General features: G+C 68.2%; 15 protein-coding genes. 2 read left to right on the top strand and 13 right to left on the bottom strand.

All coding sequences use genetic code 11. The features are described 5' to 3' along the window. Positions 1–84 precede the first annotated feature (84 nt). Positions 85–1,242, top strand: coding sequence for an aminotransferase class V-fold PLP-dependent enzyme (locus LLH23_04060; protein ID MCE5237648.1), 1,158 nt, complete (start codon positions 85–87; stop codon positions 1,240–1,242). 68 nt (positions 1,243–1,310) lie between these two features. On the opposite strand, the gene LLH23_04065 is transcribed toward LLH23_04060, so the two are convergent. From LLH23_04065 to LLH23_04100, 8 genes are all read right to left on the bottom strand, one after another. Then, the gene (locus LLH23_04065; protein MCE5237649.1) at positions 1,311–1,709 is read right to left on the bottom strand and encodes a hypothetical protein; all 399 of its coding nucleotides are present in this window, start codon (positions 1,707–1,709) and stop codon (positions 1,311–1,313) included. Then, entirely contained in the window at positions 1,681–2,313 is a 633-nt protein-coding gene (locus LLH23_04070) for a nucleotidyltransferase domain-containing protein (GenBank protein MCE5237650.1), read from the bottom strand. The genes LLH23_04065 and LLH23_04070 overlap by 29 nt, the downstream gene beginning before the upstream one ends. Positions 2,314–2,429: 116 nt before the next feature. Further along, positions 2,430–4,169, bottom strand: coding sequence for a family 10 glycosylhydrolase (locus LLH23_04075; GenBank protein ID MCE5237651.1), 1,740 nt, complete (start codon positions 4,167–4,169; stop codon positions 2,430–2,432). Between the two features lie 42 nt (positions 4,170–4,211). Continuing rightward, a complete protein-coding gene (locus tag LLH23_04080; protein MCE5237652.1) occupies positions 4,212–4,448 on the bottom strand; it encodes a hypothetical protein in 237 nt (78 codons plus the stop codon). A gap of 202 nt (positions 4,449–4,650) precedes the next feature. Further along, positions 4,651–5,028: a copper amine oxidase N-terminal domain-containing protein gene (locus LLH23_04085; GenBank protein MCE5237653.1), complete on the bottom strand. Its 378-nt coding sequence runs from the start codon at positions 5,026–5,028 to the stop codon at positions 4,651–4,653. After that, positions 5,015–5,686, bottom strand: a complete 672-nt coding sequence (locus LLH23_04090; GenBank protein ID MCE5237654.1) for a glycerophosphoryl diester phosphodiesterase membrane domain-containing protein — start codon at positions 5,684–5,686, stop codon at positions 5,015–5,017. The genes LLH23_04085 and LLH23_04090 overlap by 14 nt, the downstream gene beginning before the upstream one ends. Next, positions 5,686–5,979, bottom strand: coding sequence for a hypothetical protein (locus tag LLH23_04095; protein MCE5237655.1), 294 nt, complete (start codon positions 5,977–5,979; stop codon positions 5,686–5,688). Before LLH23_04095 ends, LLH23_04090 begins: the two co-directional genes overlap by 1 nt. After that, positions 5,972–6,730 (bottom strand): ParA family protein, encoded by a 759-nt coding sequence (locus LLH23_04100; protein MCE5237656.1) that lies wholly within the window; start codon positions 6,728–6,730, stop codon positions 5,972–5,974. The genes LLH23_04095 and LLH23_04100 overlap by 8 nt, the downstream gene beginning before the upstream one ends. 516 nt (positions 6,731–7,246) lie before the next feature. On the opposite strand from LLH23_04100, the gene LLH23_04105 reads away from it, so the two are divergent. Further along, entirely contained in the window at positions 7,247–7,801 is a 555-nt protein-coding gene (locus LLH23_04105) for a flavodoxin family protein (GenBank protein ID MCE5237657.1), read from the top strand. Between the two features lie 57 nt (positions 7,802–7,858). Here LLH23_04105 and LLH23_04110 read toward each other — a convergent pair whose 3' ends face one another. From LLH23_04110 to LLH23_04130, 5 genes are all read right to left on the bottom strand, one after another. Continuing rightward, positions 7,859–8,893 carry a zinc-binding dehydrogenase gene (locus LLH23_04110; GenBank protein MCE5237658.1) on the bottom strand — a complete coding sequence of 345 codons (1,035 nt, stop codon included), beginning with the start codon at positions 8,891–8,893 and terminating at the stop codon, positions 7,859–7,861. Beyond that, entirely contained in the window at positions 8,890–10,749 is a 1,860-nt protein-coding gene (gene recQ / locus LLH23_04115) for a DNA helicase RecQ (GenBank protein ID MCE5237659.1), read from the bottom strand. The genes LLH23_04110 and recQ overlap by 4 nt, the downstream gene beginning before the upstream one ends. 10 nt (positions 10,750–10,759) lie before the next feature. Next, the gene (locus LLH23_04120; GenBank protein ID MCE5237660.1) at positions 10,760–13,831 is read right to left on the bottom strand and encodes a carbohydrate-binding family 9-like protein; all 3,072 of its coding nucleotides are present in this window, start codon (positions 13,829–13,831) and stop codon (positions 10,760–10,762) included. A gap of 92 nt (positions 13,832–13,923) precedes the next feature. Next, positions 13,924–14,859 (bottom strand): aldo/keto reductase, encoded by a 936-nt coding sequence (locus LLH23_04125; protein ID MCE5237661.1) that lies wholly within the window; start codon positions 14,857–14,859, stop codon positions 13,924–13,926. Positions 14,860–15,064: 205 nt separating this feature from the next. Then, on the bottom strand, positions 15,065–16,021 hold the full coding sequence (locus LLH23_04130; protein MCE5237662.1) for an aldo/keto reductase: 957 nt from the start codon (positions 16,019–16,021) through the stop codon (positions 15,065–15,067). Positions 16,022–16,139 lie beyond the last annotated feature (118 nt).

Genomic DNA, 16,139 nt, shown 5'->3' on the forward strand with positions numbered 1-16,139 from the left:
CGCCGTTTCGTGTGCCATCACACGGGCGGCCGCGTCCGCATCGCTGCACGACGCCCCGCCCTCGTCACGACTGGAGGACACCACATGTACCGTGTAGGCCAAAAGGAAGCCGATGCCCTCACCAGGACGCTACTGTCCGGTGAGCTGTTCCGCTACCACATCGGCGGGGAATGCACGCGCTTCGAGGCGCGGTGGGCCAAGGCCGTTGGGGTGAGGAACTGCCGGATGACCTCCAGCGGCACCACCGCCATCACGGCGGCGCTCGTTGGCCTGGGCCTTGGCCCCGGCGATGAGGTCGTCGTGCCGGCCTGCACCTACATGGCCTCGGCCGTCTCCGTCCTGGCGGTGGGCGCCATCCCCATCGTCTGTGACATTGACGAGTCCGTCACGCTCGACCCGAAGGCCCTCGCCGCCCTCGTGGGCCCGCGGACGCGGGCCGTCATCCCCGTGCACATGTGGGGCCTCGTGTGCGACCTCGATGCCATCATGAAGGTCGCCAAGAAGCACAAGCTGCTGGTCGTCGAGGACTGCTGCCAGTGCGTCGGGGGCGGCTACAAGGGCAAGAGCGTGGGCTCCGTCGGCCACGCCGGCGCCTTCAGCTTCAACTACTACAAGAACATGACGGCCGGCGAGGGCGGGGCCTTCGTGACCGACGACGATGCCGTGGCCCGCAAGGGCGCCTGCATGATTGACTGCTGCAGCTTCTACTGGGACGGCCGCACCGACTTCGTACCCTTCACCTCGAACGGCTCGCGCGCCTCGGAACTCGAGGGCGCCATGATGAACGCCCAACTGGACCGCCTGCCGGGCATGATCAAGGCCATGCGCAAGCAGAAGCAGACGATCCTGGAGGCGACCGCCGACACGGGCCTCAAGCCCATCAAGGCCAACAGCCTGGAGTGGGAGTGCGGCACACACGTGGGGTACATGCTACCCAGCCCCGAGCAGGCCGAGCGCTTCGCCGGGCTCGTCGGAGGCTTCGTCACGGCCAAGACCGGGCGCCACATCTACACCGAGTGGGACCCGATCTTCGCCCATCAAGGCGCCCACCACCCGGCGCTCAACCCGTACAACCTGCGTGAGAACGCCGAGTGCCGGATGGACTACACCAAGGACATGTGCCAGAGGTCGCTGGAGATCCTGAACCGTGCGGTCCTCATCGGCACCCACCCGGACCGCAAGGCCGCCGAGACAAAGGCCCTCATCAAGCGCGTCAAGTCGGCCGCGACAGAGGTGCTGTAGGGCGGTCAGTCTGATCGGCAACGCGACGAGCGCCGGCCTCTGCGGAGGCCGGCGCCTTCGTGTCGAGGTCAAGGGAACGACTCCCGCAGAACCGACGCGGCCCAACCCAGGAAGCTCTCGCTCCTGCGCATGATCCCCTTGAGCACTTCCTGGCTAACCGGGCGGCCGTTGTAGGAGACATTGTTCTTGTGCCGCAGTACCTCCCGCAACTGCCGACAGCGCGCAGGTGCCTCCCGCTCGTATGCCGTGCCAGCGCAACACTCCTGTAGGAAGCGCGGAGCGACCGCCTCGTGGTCATCGCCAGTTGGCTGCCGCAACTTCAGGCGCAGGCACACGGCATCGTTAGCCCCGATGACCGCCAGAATCGCGTTTGCCGCCGCTTGCAGTGCGTGATCGCCGTCAGCCGCAGCCTGGGCGACCTCCCAGAACTTGACGGCACTATCCCACCGTGTCTGCCATGGTGCCATGTCTGACTATCCACCCTGGGGACTCCCCGGCCAGGCGGATCCCATCCTGTTGGATGTTGCGCCACAGTGGATGGTCGGCAGCTTCCCAGGCGCGCAACTGGGCCACATCAGCCACCAGCCACGACAGCGGCACGATGTGATCCCGCTCCAGCGCTCCGAGGAGCTGCTCGATCCGTTCGTGCGCCTCCGCATCATCCCGTTCGACAACCAACAGCAAGTCCACGTCGCTATCCGAGCGGTGGGTGCCGCGCGCCGCGCTGCCGAACAGGGCGACGGCGAGCAGGCCCGGCACGCCTTCCTGCAGGGCCCCAACCAGCGCGTCAGTACGCCGCTGCTCCTGGCGGAACAACTCGCGCACTGCCATCGCAACAGGCTCCCCCCGCGTCGTGAAGCTATACAGCATGGCGGGGGCCGCGTGCTGAGCCTCGACCACCCCCGCCGCCACCAGTTGCCGGATGACAACGCTGACCTGGCTCTGAACCATGCCCAGACGACGCGCAATCTCCCGGCCAGACAGCGCGAGGCCCTCCGTCGCCAGCAGGCGCAGGATGCGCACCTTCGTGCGTGTCGCCAGGATGTCATCCAGCGGGCATTGCAGCCACATGAGGACGCAGACGCCTCCCAGAACTACAGATCACATGATATACAAAGTAATATCACTTGATATATAAGATAGAACTCCCGCGCCACGATGTCAACTCCACTCTCGCCTCGCCCACCTCACCCATTCGTCGCCGGTGTGTGCTCCGGGGCCAGGCTCATCCCCGCCGTGCTCGTCAACGGGTAGACGCGGAAGTGCCCCCTTGCCTCCTCAGCCAGTTGCGGCAGGTCAGCTACGTGCCCGAGCTGGCGGATCGTGTGCCACTCGCTCTTGCGCGGCACGCGACAGTACGTGTCCCAGAAGCACAGCCCGTCGGCGCCGGCGGCATAGTACTCCTCCGCCCGGCGGGGGTAGTCCGTCGCTGGCATGTAGCGCGGGTACACGTCCGGATAGACGCGGCACGTCTCACCCGCCAGCGCCTTCACCTCCGCGATACGCTGCGGCGTCACGCTCAGATCAGCTCGGACCTCCGTGTCCAGCCAGCGGTTGGGCAGCCAGCAGGGATGCACGATCGCACGGTCTACCCACCGTCGGGCCAGCCACTGGCTCACATCGAGCCCCAGCGCCAGGGACTGCTCCACGCCCGCCATCACCGTGACCGAGAACTCCAGACGCTGCCCCCGCCTCTGCCCCACCTCGTCGAGCATCTCCCGCACGTCCTGAACGAACCGGCTGACATAGCGGGCCTGGTGCCGCCACCAGCGCGGGTCCATCGGGTCGAGCCCGTGCGGGTCCTCGCCGTATTCCGCCGTGAAGTCCGCCACCACCGCCGGCTCGAAGCTCACGAAGGGCCAGCCGCGATTGAACAGGACGTGCACGCCATCCAGCGGCCAGTGCTCCACCTGTTCGCGCAGCACACCAGTGAAAGTCTCCCGCACCAGCGGATGGGCGAAGGAGTAGTGCCCCACCGGTGCGCCCCGGCGGCCCACCTGCCGCACCTCCGGGCAGCGATGGAACAGGTCGCCCTCCGCCCTGGGCCAGTGCAGCGGCGCTAGGCGCGAAGCCACCGGCCGCATGAGCCCGTGCACGCGGAGGCCCATCTCGTGGACAGTGTCGGCCAGGTTCTGTAGCGTGTCGCCCGCAGCCGCTGCCGGCGACACGAACCCATAGGGCGACACGCCGCCGGTCAACACATGCGCCCGGGGGTACTGACGGCTGGGGAAGTAGCAGACATCGCCCAGTGCGGTGGACCAGAGCACCAGGAAGAAGTCGCTGTCCTGCAGAGGCTGAAGATGATAGTGGACTTCATCGGCGCTCAGCGGGTAGCCGTCGTGCAGGTCGGAGTCGCCGATGTAGATGAGCCGTCGCGTGTCTGGCTGCCCCAGCCGGGCGCGGTACATCGCCACCTCTGCGGGGGCCATGGGCTCCAGCCGCACCCAGGCCAGGCCGGCGGCCTCGTGGGGAAACCGCGCCGTGCGCCGTGGCGCCACGTGTAGTTCCCGGTCGCTCAGGTCGGCGCAGCACCACAGCACCTCGGCCACGTCGTTCATCCCGAAGACCTTTTCGGGATGCGGCTCATCCTTGCGGCCATACAGCTCCGGCTCGATGAGTTCATAGCTGCGCTGGCCGGAGAGCTTTACCCACAGGAACTGCTCGGGGATCGTCAGGCCGAGCTTGGCGGCATGGCTGTTATGCCCGTGGCCGTAGTGGATACCCAGGAAGAGGCGGTGCCAGCCGCGGACGCCTAGGGGCACGGCAAGCGGCGGGGGGTTGAAGTGGGGCCGGCAGTACACCGCCCGGCCAGCGAGGTCGGCAGTCTCGTAGTCGTAGATTCCCCACTGATCGGGAGCCGGATCGCGACTGAGGGCGGACGAGGGACGGGCGCGCGAAAGATCGGAGATGACCACACCGTCCGGCATGTTGTCTCCCCTCAGCACGGGACACACTCGCTCCGTGCGCGGCTACTCCGCGGTCTCGTCACGGATGATGATGCCCCCGCACCGATCGCACAGTGCCGTCTCCTCCGCCACGGTCTGGCGGTGGCCGCAGAACCCGCACTGCTGCAGCACCGGCGCCGTCACGAGCTGCTCTCCGTCGGCCGGCTTGGGGGGAACAGCCTTGGCGGAGGCGCTACGACGCCTCCGCCGGCGGCGGCGTTCCAACTCCTCGGCGGAAAAGTCCAGGCGCAGTTGATCCACAGCCCTCTCCCCGGGCACACGGCCCAACCCATCCTACCGGTGACGGCTGCGCAGGTCAACCGCGCCCCTCTCCCCTACCTTACTATACTATTGCGGCGGGCGCGGGGATTGCCGCTCTGCCCATCGTCGACCTACACCGCCCAGACACGGCGCCCCACCGGCGCCAGCAGAGCGCGCGTACGTCACTGCCGTCGGCGGTCACTCAGCCTCTGATCCGCACCGCTCTCGCTGCCGGATCCCACGTGACCGCCCGCCCCAGCGCCTCGCTCATCAGCCGCACCGGGATCATCATCGAGCCGCCGACCATGATGCCCTGGTTCTGCCGGATGGGGGCGCAACGGTCCGCGGTACAGATGGTCGCCATGCGGTCGGCAGCGTCCCATTTGACCGTCGCGCCGACGGCCTCCGCCGCGGCGCGCAGGGGGGCATAGGTCACCCCATTGCGTACCCGCGCGTCCGGCTTCATGGGCACGTATCGGTTGCCGACGTAGACCTTGACCAACTCATCCGCGACCCCTGCCGTTGCCAGGATTAGCGCCAGCAGGACGCCGAACGCCACCAAATGACTAGCTCTCTGCATCGTCTGTCACCTCGCAGGTATCCTCACCCTTGAGTGAAGTCATCTGCGGCACCTCACGGTTCCCGACGACATCGCGGCAGGCCACGACCAACACCGCCGCCACGAGTGGGAGAGTGATGATGAGGCCGAACCCGCAGGCGAATACCCCCAGGAGGAGCGCGCCGGCACAGACGGCTACCGCCAAGAGTACGACCCATGGCTGTGCCCGGGCACTCACCCACGACAAGCGGAGGGCCTCGCGGGCGCTCAGGTCGCGGTCCGCGATGAGCGGCAAGGCGAAGAAGAGGGGAGCACCAATCAGCCAGAGACTGAGAAAGAGAATCAACAACCCGACCGCGGGCCAGGGCGGGGGCAGCGCCCGCATGGCGTAGTGCGCCACATCAAACGGCACGCTCGCGAGCATGGCGACGAAGTAGACCGCAATGCTCGCCGGGAAGTGCTGAGTGATGCCTTCCCATAGGTGCCCCAGCTCCGGCGGGCGCCCGTGCAGCTTCTCCAGGAACATGATGCACAGGCCGGCAAGCAGGGGCAGAGCCAGGATGAACAGGCTGAACAGCGAGAGTGTGATGGTGAGGAAGGCGGCCAGGCTGAAGAGCGGCAGGTCGGCGCCGACCAGCTCCCATGCCTCGCCCAACCAGGCCCGGACGCGCACGGTCACTACCTCTCCCCCACCCCGAAGTAGCGCACCAGCGGCTCCAGGTCGTCGCCGAGCTGGGCGATGGCATACTCGGCGAGCGCCGACTTGGAGACCTTGATGTCGTGCTCGTTGAGCAGGTGGAACCGCACGATCTCGAGGCGCTTGGCCATGGCCTCAGACAGGTACACCGTGACCTGGACCTTGTTCTCCTCCATCGGTCGCACGGCGCGCGGCAGTGGGGCGCCGGCCTCGGATGCGGTCTCGGCCGTGTCACCGAAGAACACGTCGCGGGGTATCTCAGGCATCTTACGCACGGGCCATGACCTCCCTGGCAAGCTGGATGTATGCCTGCGCGCCGGGGCTGTCGGGCCGGTGGATCGGCACGGGCTCGCCGGCGACGGTGGCATAGTCGAAGACGACGCTGCGGCGGATACGGGTCGCGAACACGAGATCACCGAAATGGTCGAGCAGACGCTGCTCGACCTGCTGGGTGTGCAACGTGCGCGGGTCATACATCGTGAGTAGCACCCCGAGCACGCGTAAGTCGGGATTGCCGTGGGTGCGGACTGCATCAATCGTCTCGAGCAGTTGGCGCAGGCCCTGCATGGCCAGATACGAGCACTGCACGGGGATCAATACGTCATCGGCAGCCGCCAGCGCATTGAGGGTGAGAAACCCCAGGCTCGGCGGCGTATCCACCAGCACGTAGTCGAAGGGCAACCGCCGGTGCAGCTTGCCCCGCAGACGCAGCAAACGGTCCGGCGCAGAGGCCAGCTCGACCTCCGCCGCCGCGAGACGAACATCAGTCGGCACGACCGCGGCCTTGCCCCAGGGCACTGCCAGGGCACAGTCGGCCAGAGCCACGTCAGGGTTCAGCAGCAGGTCATAGGTGGTTAGGCAGTCGTCGGTGGCCGGCACCCCCATGACCAGGGACAGGTTCCCCTGCGGGTCACCATCCACCACCAGCACGCGCTGGCGCGCGCCCGCCAGGGCGGCGGCGAGGCTAGCCACCGAGGCCGTCTTACCGACGCCGCCTTTCTGATTGGCAACGGCAATGATCTTCATAGTTGCCTCCAGTCTTGCCGTTACTACGGCAATCATTCAAGCACGGAAGCGCGTACGATGTCAAGCAAGTGTCCCGGAGCGCCTGCATGCGCGCACACGGGCACGCACGGCGGCCGGCAAGCAGTCAAGCAGGCCTGTGCAGATGGAGTGCCGGACCGGTGGAGATGGGGGTCGGGTCCATGTGCGGGTCGAAACGGCGCGAGAAGCGATTCTCGCGCAGCCCAGGGACCGCGCCGGCGGCGACCTGGGGGCCGAACGCCCGTGCAGGCCTGTCTGCCTGCATACGTGCAGAGGCGCAGCCAGGCATGACGGCATGACGGCAACACGGCACAGGCCTGCCCCTGCATACGTGCATGACGGTACGCAGGTGCAGGGGCATAGTGGCACCCTGGCACGACGGCATGCAGGCAAGGCGCGCCCGGACGGACCCACGACCGCGCACCGGAAGGAGGTCGGGGCGTATCGGGCGTGTAACAGTAAGGTAACGGGGGACAACCTGGCACGGGAGTGATCGTCATGAAGGTATTGGCTGTAAACGCCAGCCCGAACAAGGACGGTCTGACTGCCGTATGCGCCGAAGCCGTGCTATCAGGTGCACAGGAGGCGGGGGCGCAGGTGGAGTGGGTGCACCTGTGCGACCTGAACCTGTACGTGTGCGGCGCGTGTGACCGGGGGTGGGGGAAGTGCCGCACGGAGGGCCCCTGCGTGCTGGATGATGATTTCGCGGCGCTGCGGGAGCAGATCCTGGCGGCGGACGCATGGGTGTTGGCCACGCCCGTGTACTTTGGCGAGCCGAGCGAGATCGCGCGGGTACTGCTGGACCGACTACGGCGCTGCAACAGCGGGCCCCAAGGGGGGCAACTGCGCGGCAAGGAGTTCCTGGGCATCTGTGCCGCCGGGGGTTCTGGGCGGGGCACGGGAACCTGTGCCGAGGTGCTTGAGCGGATCAGTGGACATGTGGGAATGCGCGTTGCGGACCTGATCCTGGTGACACGGCGGAGCAAGCTCTACAAGGTGGACACCTTGAAGGCCGCGGGGCGAGCGCTCGTCGAGCAGGAGTGGAACGAATAGGCAGCGAGGTGGGGGAGAGGGGCGGGCGCCGACAGCCCGCCCCTGCGACGGAGACAACTAGGACAGCCGCACCACGACCTTGAAGGCCTCCCTGTTGGCCAACAGGTCAAAGCCGCGCTGTGTCTGCTCCAGCGGCACCACATGCGTGTACCAATCCCCCAGGCGCACGATCCCCTGCTTGACCAGCCACAGCATCTGCTCATGGGGCGCCCACTCTTGCGGGTTGAGGAACTCGAGGGCCCACTCGTTGCGTGCGAGGGCGATATCCACCGCGCGCCGCTCCATGTCGCCGGGGGCGCGTGTGGCGGCAATGCCGTACACCCCCAGGCGGCCCTGCGGGCTCAACAGCGAGAGCCCCAACGGCAGCGCGGCTTCATCGCCAATGGCCTCGATCACGCGGTCGGCTCCCCGCCCGTCCGTCCACTGGTTGACGACCTGTCGCGGATCGTCGCGCGTCGTGTTGATGACCCCGTCCACGCCCATGTCCAGGGCCCGCTGGAGGGGCTCGTCGCGCCGCCCAAGGACCAGCACCGGGTGGCAGCCCAGAAGCCGCGCGAACCAGGCGAAGGACAGCCCCACCGGACCGCTCCCGAGGACGACGATGCTCTCACCGGGCTCCACCCGCCAGCGCTGCAGCCAGGAGAGCGTCTCTTTGAGGGTCACGAGCATGGTGGCGTCCACGGGGTCCATGTCGGGCGGCACAAGCTGGTGCATCCGGCTGCCACCATGGCGCGGGTCCTTGACCTTGCCGTACTGCGCCAGGCCACCGTACATCGAGGTGGGGCCCTCGCCGGCCGCGTAGCTGGCGCCGGGACGCAGGACCAGGTCGCCCACCTGGAAACTCTCCACCGCCGACCCGCACTCGATGACCCGGCCCACGGCCTCATGGCCCAGGATGCCCGGATAGGCCTCGGGGCCCTTGTAGCGGAAGTGCCCGTCCAGCAGCTTGCGGTCCGTGCTGTTGCACAGGCCGCAGGCCAGGGTCTCGACGAGACACTCGGCCTCGTCAATCACCGGCATGGGCACTGCGCGGACGGCCAGGCGCCCCGGCTCTTCCACGACCGCAGCCAACATGGTTCCTCGCTCCTTCACGCCTGCTCCTCCTCGACGTAGATGCGGATCACCTCAAGGAACGTCGCCGCATAGCGCTCACACTTGGCCTCGCCGACGCCCTTGACCTGCAGGAACGCCTCGGGCGTACGCGGGCAGCGCAGGGCCATGTCGCGCAGCGCCGTATCGGGGAAGATGACGAAGGCCGGCACGCCCTGGTCGTCCGCAAGCCGCTTGCGCTCGGCCCGGAGGGCCTCAAACAGGGCGGCGTCGGGACGCGCAGTGGGGTCGGCAGGAGGCCTGTCGGGGTCGGCGGGGCGGGGAGCGCGAGTGCGCGTTCGTTCGCGTCGCGCTGGCGTCGGGTCGGGCACCTCCACTTCCCGCTGCAGCACGACCTCTCGCTCGCCGCACAGCACCTGCTCGCCGGTCGCGGTGAGTCGCAGCGTGGGGTAGCCGTCGCCCGCCATCTCCACGAGGTCCTGGGCGGTCAGTTGTGTGAACACGGAGCGCCACTGGGTCCGCGACAGCTCCGCCCCGGCGCCGAAGGTGCGCAAGCGCGCATGGCCGCATGCGACAACACGCTTCTGGCGCGATCCGGTCAGCACGTCGGTCAGGTGGCTGACACCGAAGCGCTGCCCGGCCTCCAGGATGCACAGCAAGGCCTTGACCGCGATCTGGGTCGCGGGCCAGTCCTCGGTGCGCCGCAGGCACACATCGCAGTTGCCGCACGGCTCGCGCTGGTCTTCCCCAAAGTACCGCAGCAGCAGCCGGCGGCGGCATTCGGTGGCTTCGCAGAAGCGGGTCATGTCACGGAGCTTGCCCAGCTCAATCTGCTGGAACTCCGGCGCGGCCCCGTCGCCCTCGATGAGCCGGCGCAGCATCACGGCATCGCCGGGGCCATAGGCCAGCCAGGCGGTCGCCGGGAGGCCGTCGCGCCCGGCGCGGCCGGTCTGCTGGTGGTAGTCCTCGAGCGTCTTGGGCATGTCCAGATGGGCCACAAAGCGCACATCGGGCTTGTCTATGCCCATGCCGAAGGCGATGGTGGCGACCACGACCGCGCCCGGCTCGTCCAGGAAGCGCTGCTGATGGCGCCGCCGCTCCTCATCCTCCATCCCGGCGTGATAGGGAATGGCGTTGATGCCCGCATCGCGCAGATAGTCGGCGGTGGCGTCTACGGACTTGCGGGTCAGGCGGTAGATGATCCCGGAGGCGCCGGGCGGTTGGCTGCGCAGGAAAGAGAGTATCTGGCGCTTCCAGTTGGTCTTGGGGGTGACGACATAGCGGATGTTGGGGCGGTCGAAGCCGCCGGCAAAGAGCGCGTCGGGTGGCAGGCCCAGGCGCTTCATGATCTCGGCGCGCGTGTGCAGATCCGCGGTGGCCGTCAGGGCCAGCCGGGGGACACCGGGGTAGCGCTCGCGCAGCAGATGGAGCTGCAGGTATTCGGGGCGGAAGTTGTGACCCCACTGGGAGACGCAGTGGGCCTCATCAATGGCGAACAGCGCCAGCTCCAACTGGTCGAGCGCCCGCAGGAAGCCCTCCTGCGTGAGCCGCTCGGGTGCCACGTAGAGCAAGTCGAGTTCGCGGGCCATCATGCGCCGCTTGACCTCCCAGGCCTCGGCCATGGTGAGCGACGAATTGAGCACCGCTGCGCGCACGCCCAGGCCCTGCAGCCGCGTCACCTGGTCTTGCATCAGCGCAATCAGGGGCGACACGACCACTCCGAGGCCCGGCCGCAACAGCGCCGGAATCTGGTAGCACAGTGACTTGCCCTGGCCGGTGGGCATGAGCAGCAGGGCGTCCTGACCGGCCATCAGGTGGGCGATCACCTGCTGCTGCAGTCCGCGGAAGTCCTGGTGCCCGAACACCGAACGAAGGACGTCGAGAGGGGAGAGGGGCATCGGCAAGGCTCTACTCGGGCAAGACCATGAGTGCGTACTCCGGGCTCTGCCAGACTTCGCGCCCCCGCTGGTTGGCCAGCGCCACCTGCAGCCGCGCCATGCCGGCCAGGCGCACCGGCAAGCGCAGGCTCTGCCCCGGGGCCGCGGGCAGCTCGCGCTGCCAGATCGCGCCCGACCCGGCGCGGCCGAGCCGCAGGCGCAGCGTATGGCGCTCCTGGTCGTAGGCCGACAGGTTCAGGCGCACGGGCAGGCTCAGGGCGCCGCCCGGGCTCAGCAGCCCCCCGCAAGCCGGCACTTCGACCGGCTCCGGCACCGTCACGGGCAGCGTGACCTCGGCGGGTTGGCTGCCGGCAATACCCCACGACAGGTGCAGGGACCGCTTCCCGGGATGGTACAACTGCACCGGGAAGGGGGCGACGAACTGCTGCCCTCGGCCGAGAGCAGCGCGGGTCTGATCGCCGCCGAGCGAGACCTCCGCCACCACCGGCTCGCGCCCGACATTCGCAACCGTGGCCCGCAGCGCCTCGCGGCCCCAACGCGTCGGCAGGGATAGCTGCTGCAGGGCCACAGGGGCCGTCGGAAGCAGCGCCAGGCCGAAGCGCTCAGGCACGTGGAAGCCCCCGTACGTGGGCGACCAGGCCGTGTGCGCCTGCGGGTCATTCTCGGTGTAGCGGCTGCGGCACAGGTTGAGGGTCATCAGCGGGGCGCGGGCGACGCCGGCCTGGGCCAGTTCCGCCCAGGGCAGCGCGATCTCGACCGACCAGCCGTCAGCGCGCTTCTGCACCGCCGTGGTGAGCTTCGGGTTCCACGCCTGCGCGTCCTGGTTGCGCTCGTCCAGAACGACATTGGCAGTCGTGACGATCACATGGGCGTACGTCTCCCGCGAGGCGGTGCCGACAAAGATCTCAGTGCCGTCCTCCATCCACACCGTCCCGTCGTGCTGCGTCTCCTTAGCCGCAACCTTGCCCATCGCGGGCTCGGGGCAATCCAGGGCGACATAGAGAGCCTTGCCGTCGGCCATGGCATAGGCGCGCGTGGCGAGGCGCGAGGGCGCACCGTCGCGGATGTCGTAGAAGTTGCCAACAGTGGCGGCGGCCCTCCATTCGGCTGGGTCGAGACGGCCATCTACCGTCGGAGCCGCGGGGGCCGCGGGCAGGCCCAGCGTCGGCAGTGGCGGCCGGGCCGGGGCCGCGGAGGTCGTGACCGATAGCGTGAACTGCTGGGCTGTCGCCTTATCCGGCGCGGCCGCGCGGCCGGCCAGGACGTTCTGCAGGCCAATGATGCGGTCGGCCACGAGGCGGCGGACCTGCTGCAGGCGGGAGGCCTCGAAGGCCACGCCGCCCATGGGGTTCGCCCACGGGACGGTGTTGACGAGGGCTTCCAGCTCGCCCTGGGCGGCCGCAGCGGCCTCGCGAGCCGCGGGCGACGTGCTGGCGGCCGCCTGCTTGATGAGCTGTGTCAGCGTGTAGAGATAGCAGTAGTCGTCCACGCCCTCGCGCAGCGACTCCCAGGCGATAGTGGGGATGGCCCCCTGCCAGGTCGAGTAGTCATCGGGCTTGAGCAGGTGCGGGTAGGCCGTGCACTGCTCCTTGGGCTCGGCGGAGTTCGCGCGGCTGCCGTCGAAGTCGTTGAAGACGTCCTCGTGGGGCCGGCAGAAGGTCCACGTTGCTTCTGAGCGGGCGCCTGTCTTCCAGAACAGCAGCCCGGCGCCGTAGCGGTTGTGGAACATGAAGCCCTCTTGCGGGAAGGGGTTCACGTACGAGCCGGTGCCATACCACCAGAACTCCGCGCCGGTCTTCTCGCAGGCCTCGCGGGCCACGCCGGCGTTGTGCTGGCTGCTGATGAGGCCCACGACGAAGCAGGGGGCCGTCAGATAGGCCGAGGCCTTCTCCAGGAAGCTCGGGACATAGAAGGTGGCGTAGGTCGGGGCGCCGCCATCGTGCCAGGCCTGATAGTCCTGAATGGCATAGGTGTTCTCGCCCGTGGGCTCGTCCACGCCATAGTAGTACCAGCGCGGCAGGCCCCTGGTGGCCTCGACGGCAGCCCGGGCGACGGCTTGCACACCGGTCTTCACTTCCGCCGGCCAGTCGCCCTTGTTCAGGTCAACCTTCAGGCCCAGGGCCTGTGCTACGGCCCCGGGGCCCGCCGAGCCGATGACATGGGGCCCGTTCATGCCCGCCTGGCGGCACAGTTCGGAGACCTTGCGGTAGGGGCTGGCGTCGAAAGTGACCTTCCCCTGCTTGAGCTGCGACAGGTCCGGGCTGCCGAAGGGCATCGAGATGAGGCCATTCATGCCGTGGGCGGCATAGTCCTTGAGCACCGACAGCACCTGCGCATCGCTCATCTTGCCCCACAGGAAGGCGTCGCAGTAGATCAGCCAGGAACGATCGGCCGGGCGCTGGAGAGTGAAGGGCAGTACCGCAATCTGCAGCGGCAGCCGCAGGGCCGCCTTGCCTGCACTGGTGACGGTCACGGAGGCCTGATAGGTGCCGGCCTTCGCCTCGGCCGGGGCGCGCAGCGTGATCCAGAAGCCCTGCGTGGTGTCCGCGGGCACATCGAAGGCGACTTCCTGCAGCACGCCCCGCTGGGCCGGCACGGTCTTCTTGCCGCCCGCGCAGGGGAGCAGCAGTTCGGGTGTCATGTACCACTGGCGCGAGCGCCAGCCGGTGCGCTGGGGCCAGCAGTGCATCTGCCGCACGTCCGCCGTTACGGGTGCGCCGCCCGTGTCCGCGGTCACAGTCAGTCCCTGCAGTGGCGTCAGCGTGCGCACGGCGAAGCACACAGCCTCGGCTGCGCCGGGGGTGAGGGCGGCGGTCAGGCGGGTGATGTGCTCTTCAGGCTTGGGGAGACGGTAGGGGCGGTAGTCGCCGGGGTCGGGAGCGACGAAGGCGAGCAGGCCGGCGGCCTTCTCAGCCGCCGACGCCGCTGGCGGCTGCCAGCCCTGCGCCGGCTGCGGGGCGGCCGTGAACGCCTCGCCGGGGTCCACGTTGCCGTATGTCACCCCGCCGATGGTGACGGGCTCGGCATAGGCAGTGCAGGAGAACACAAGCAGGAGCAGCAGCACAGGCAGCAGATGGCGCATGGCAACCTCCTGGAGGGTTGAGGTCAGGGGAGGTTACATTCGCGGCGGAGGGGGCGCACACCTACCGCTGCCGGAGCCGAGCGGTGCGGAGGCTACCGCACCTGGTGGGCGATGCGGCCAAACAGCACCTGCAGCCGGGCCTTGCGGTCGGCGTCGAGATAGGGCGGGTCCACCACACCCAGGTTCTGCTGCAGACGCTCCAGCGATCTCATGCCCACCGCGCAGGTACTCACGTCGTGGCTCAGCACATAGCGCAAACCCGCTTCGGGGACCGAGTAGGGCTGCAGGAAGTCGAGAATGCCGGGGTCGGTGTAGGGCGACTCGGCGGGCAGGTTGCCCGCGGCCACGTGGCGGCGGATGCACTCCAGCGCGGCCGGTACGCTCACGAGGCCGGAGTCCTTGGAGGCCTGGTTCAGGGGCATCATCACGACCGTGCCCACGCCATGCTTCCGACACAGCGGCAGGACGCTCTCGGCGGCGGTCTGCAGCAGGAAGTTGAGCGTGAGCATCACGACGTCGAAAGCGCCGGTGGGGACAGCCCGCTGCAGCACCTGGTGCGTGCCGTCTGCCTCGGATAGCTCGCTGATGCCGATGAAGCGCACCTTGCCCTGATCGCGCAGCCTGACCATGGCGTCATAGCAGCCGTCGCCCATGAAGCGGTCGAAGGTGTCCAGCGTGCGCATGCCATGGCCCAGCAGCACATCCAGGTGGTCACGGCGCAGCCGCCGCAGGCTCTCCTCGGCCGAGGCCACGAGCGCCTCCGGCGTACCCACGTACGTGGCCTCGGGCCGGTAGCTGTCGTAGGGGCAGTACTTGGTCTCCAGCAGCACCTCATCATGCCCCTGCAGGGCCTTCCCCAGCGCCACCTCCGAGTCGCCGTAGCCCGTGGCGGTATCCACGAGGTTGATCCCCGCGTCAATGATGGCATGGACGAGGTCGGCGAAGTCCGCTTGTTCGTAGCCTCGCGCGGCCCCAAAGGCCAGTTCGGACACCTGCAAGTCAGTGCGGCCAAGGCGTCGGTAGAGCATGGCATCTCCTCGAGATCGTTCAGCTCGAACGACGTCCTCACCCCTGCCCCTCTCCCGCGCGCGTGAGGCTGCGTGCCGAAGAAGGGTACATCGCATGGCGCTCAGTGACTGCTACGCCATGAAGTGGCCGTATGGAGCACCCCTCTCCGGCGCCGGTCGTATTGGCGCGGGAGAGGGGGAGGGGTGAGGAGCTGTTGCCGTTTCCCTATTGCACTCGCGCGATCAGCGCCCGCTCGTCATCCGTCAGCGGCGGGCAGTCCAGCGCCGCGATGTTCTCTTGCATGTGTGACCACTGGCTCGTCCCGGCGATGACCGTCGAGACGCCCGGTAGCGACAGCACATACTGCACGCAAAGCTGCGCCAGTGAGCGGTGCGGCCCGGTCAGTGCCCGCAACGCCTCAGCTTTCGCCGTCAGGGCGGTCTTGGCCTCGGCGCTTTGCCAGCTGCGACGGTCATCTCTGCCGAACGCCGTGTCGGCCGCGATGGTGCCCGGCAGGAAGCCCTGCCCGAACACGCCCCGGGCAACGATGCCGACGTTGCATTCGACCGAGGTGGGGAGGAGGGCCTCCGCCGCCTGCGGAGCGATGATGCTGATGGACTGCTGCAGCACGTCCACCACGCCGCGCCGCATCAGGTCCACGCCCATCTCGTTCGGCCCGATGGACACGCCCACGAAGCGCGTCTTGCCCTGCTGGCGCATGGTCTCCATCGCCTCGAGGCAATCCCCGCGTTCGATGTCCTCGGGCTTCGGCCCGTGCAGCAGATAGACATCCACGTGATCCGTCTTCAGCCGCTTGAGGCTCCGGTCCATCTGCCACAGCAGCTTCTCTCGGCTGAAGTCGTTCCACGCGTGGCCCTTGGTGGCGCCGTGGCCGCCCTTGGTGCAGACGATCCACTCGTCGCGGCAGCCTTGCAGCGCCCGCCCGATGACCTCCTCGCTGTGCCCGTTGCCGTAGATCGGCGCGGTGTCAATGAAGTTGACCCCAGCGTCGCGGCAACGCGCGATCAGGTCGAGCGAGGCGGCATCATCGGTCGCGCCCCAGCCGTGGGGGATCTTGCCGAGGCCATCGAACTTGAGCGTCACAGCCCCGCCGATCTCCCACGCACCGAGGGAGACGGCGGAGACTTGCAGGCCGGTGCGGCCGAGGGTGCGAGTCTGCATGGTGGTTATCCTGTTGGTTGGCGGTGACCGAAGCTGAGCTTGAGAGGATGCAGAGGATGAAGGCAAGGATAGCGAGGATGACAGCAGCGGCTTCTGCATATCCTCGACATCCTTGCCT

This window comes from bacterium (assembly GCA_021372615.1).
GTDB lineage: Bacteria > Armatimonadota > Zipacnadia > Zipacnadales > UBA11051 > JAJFUB01.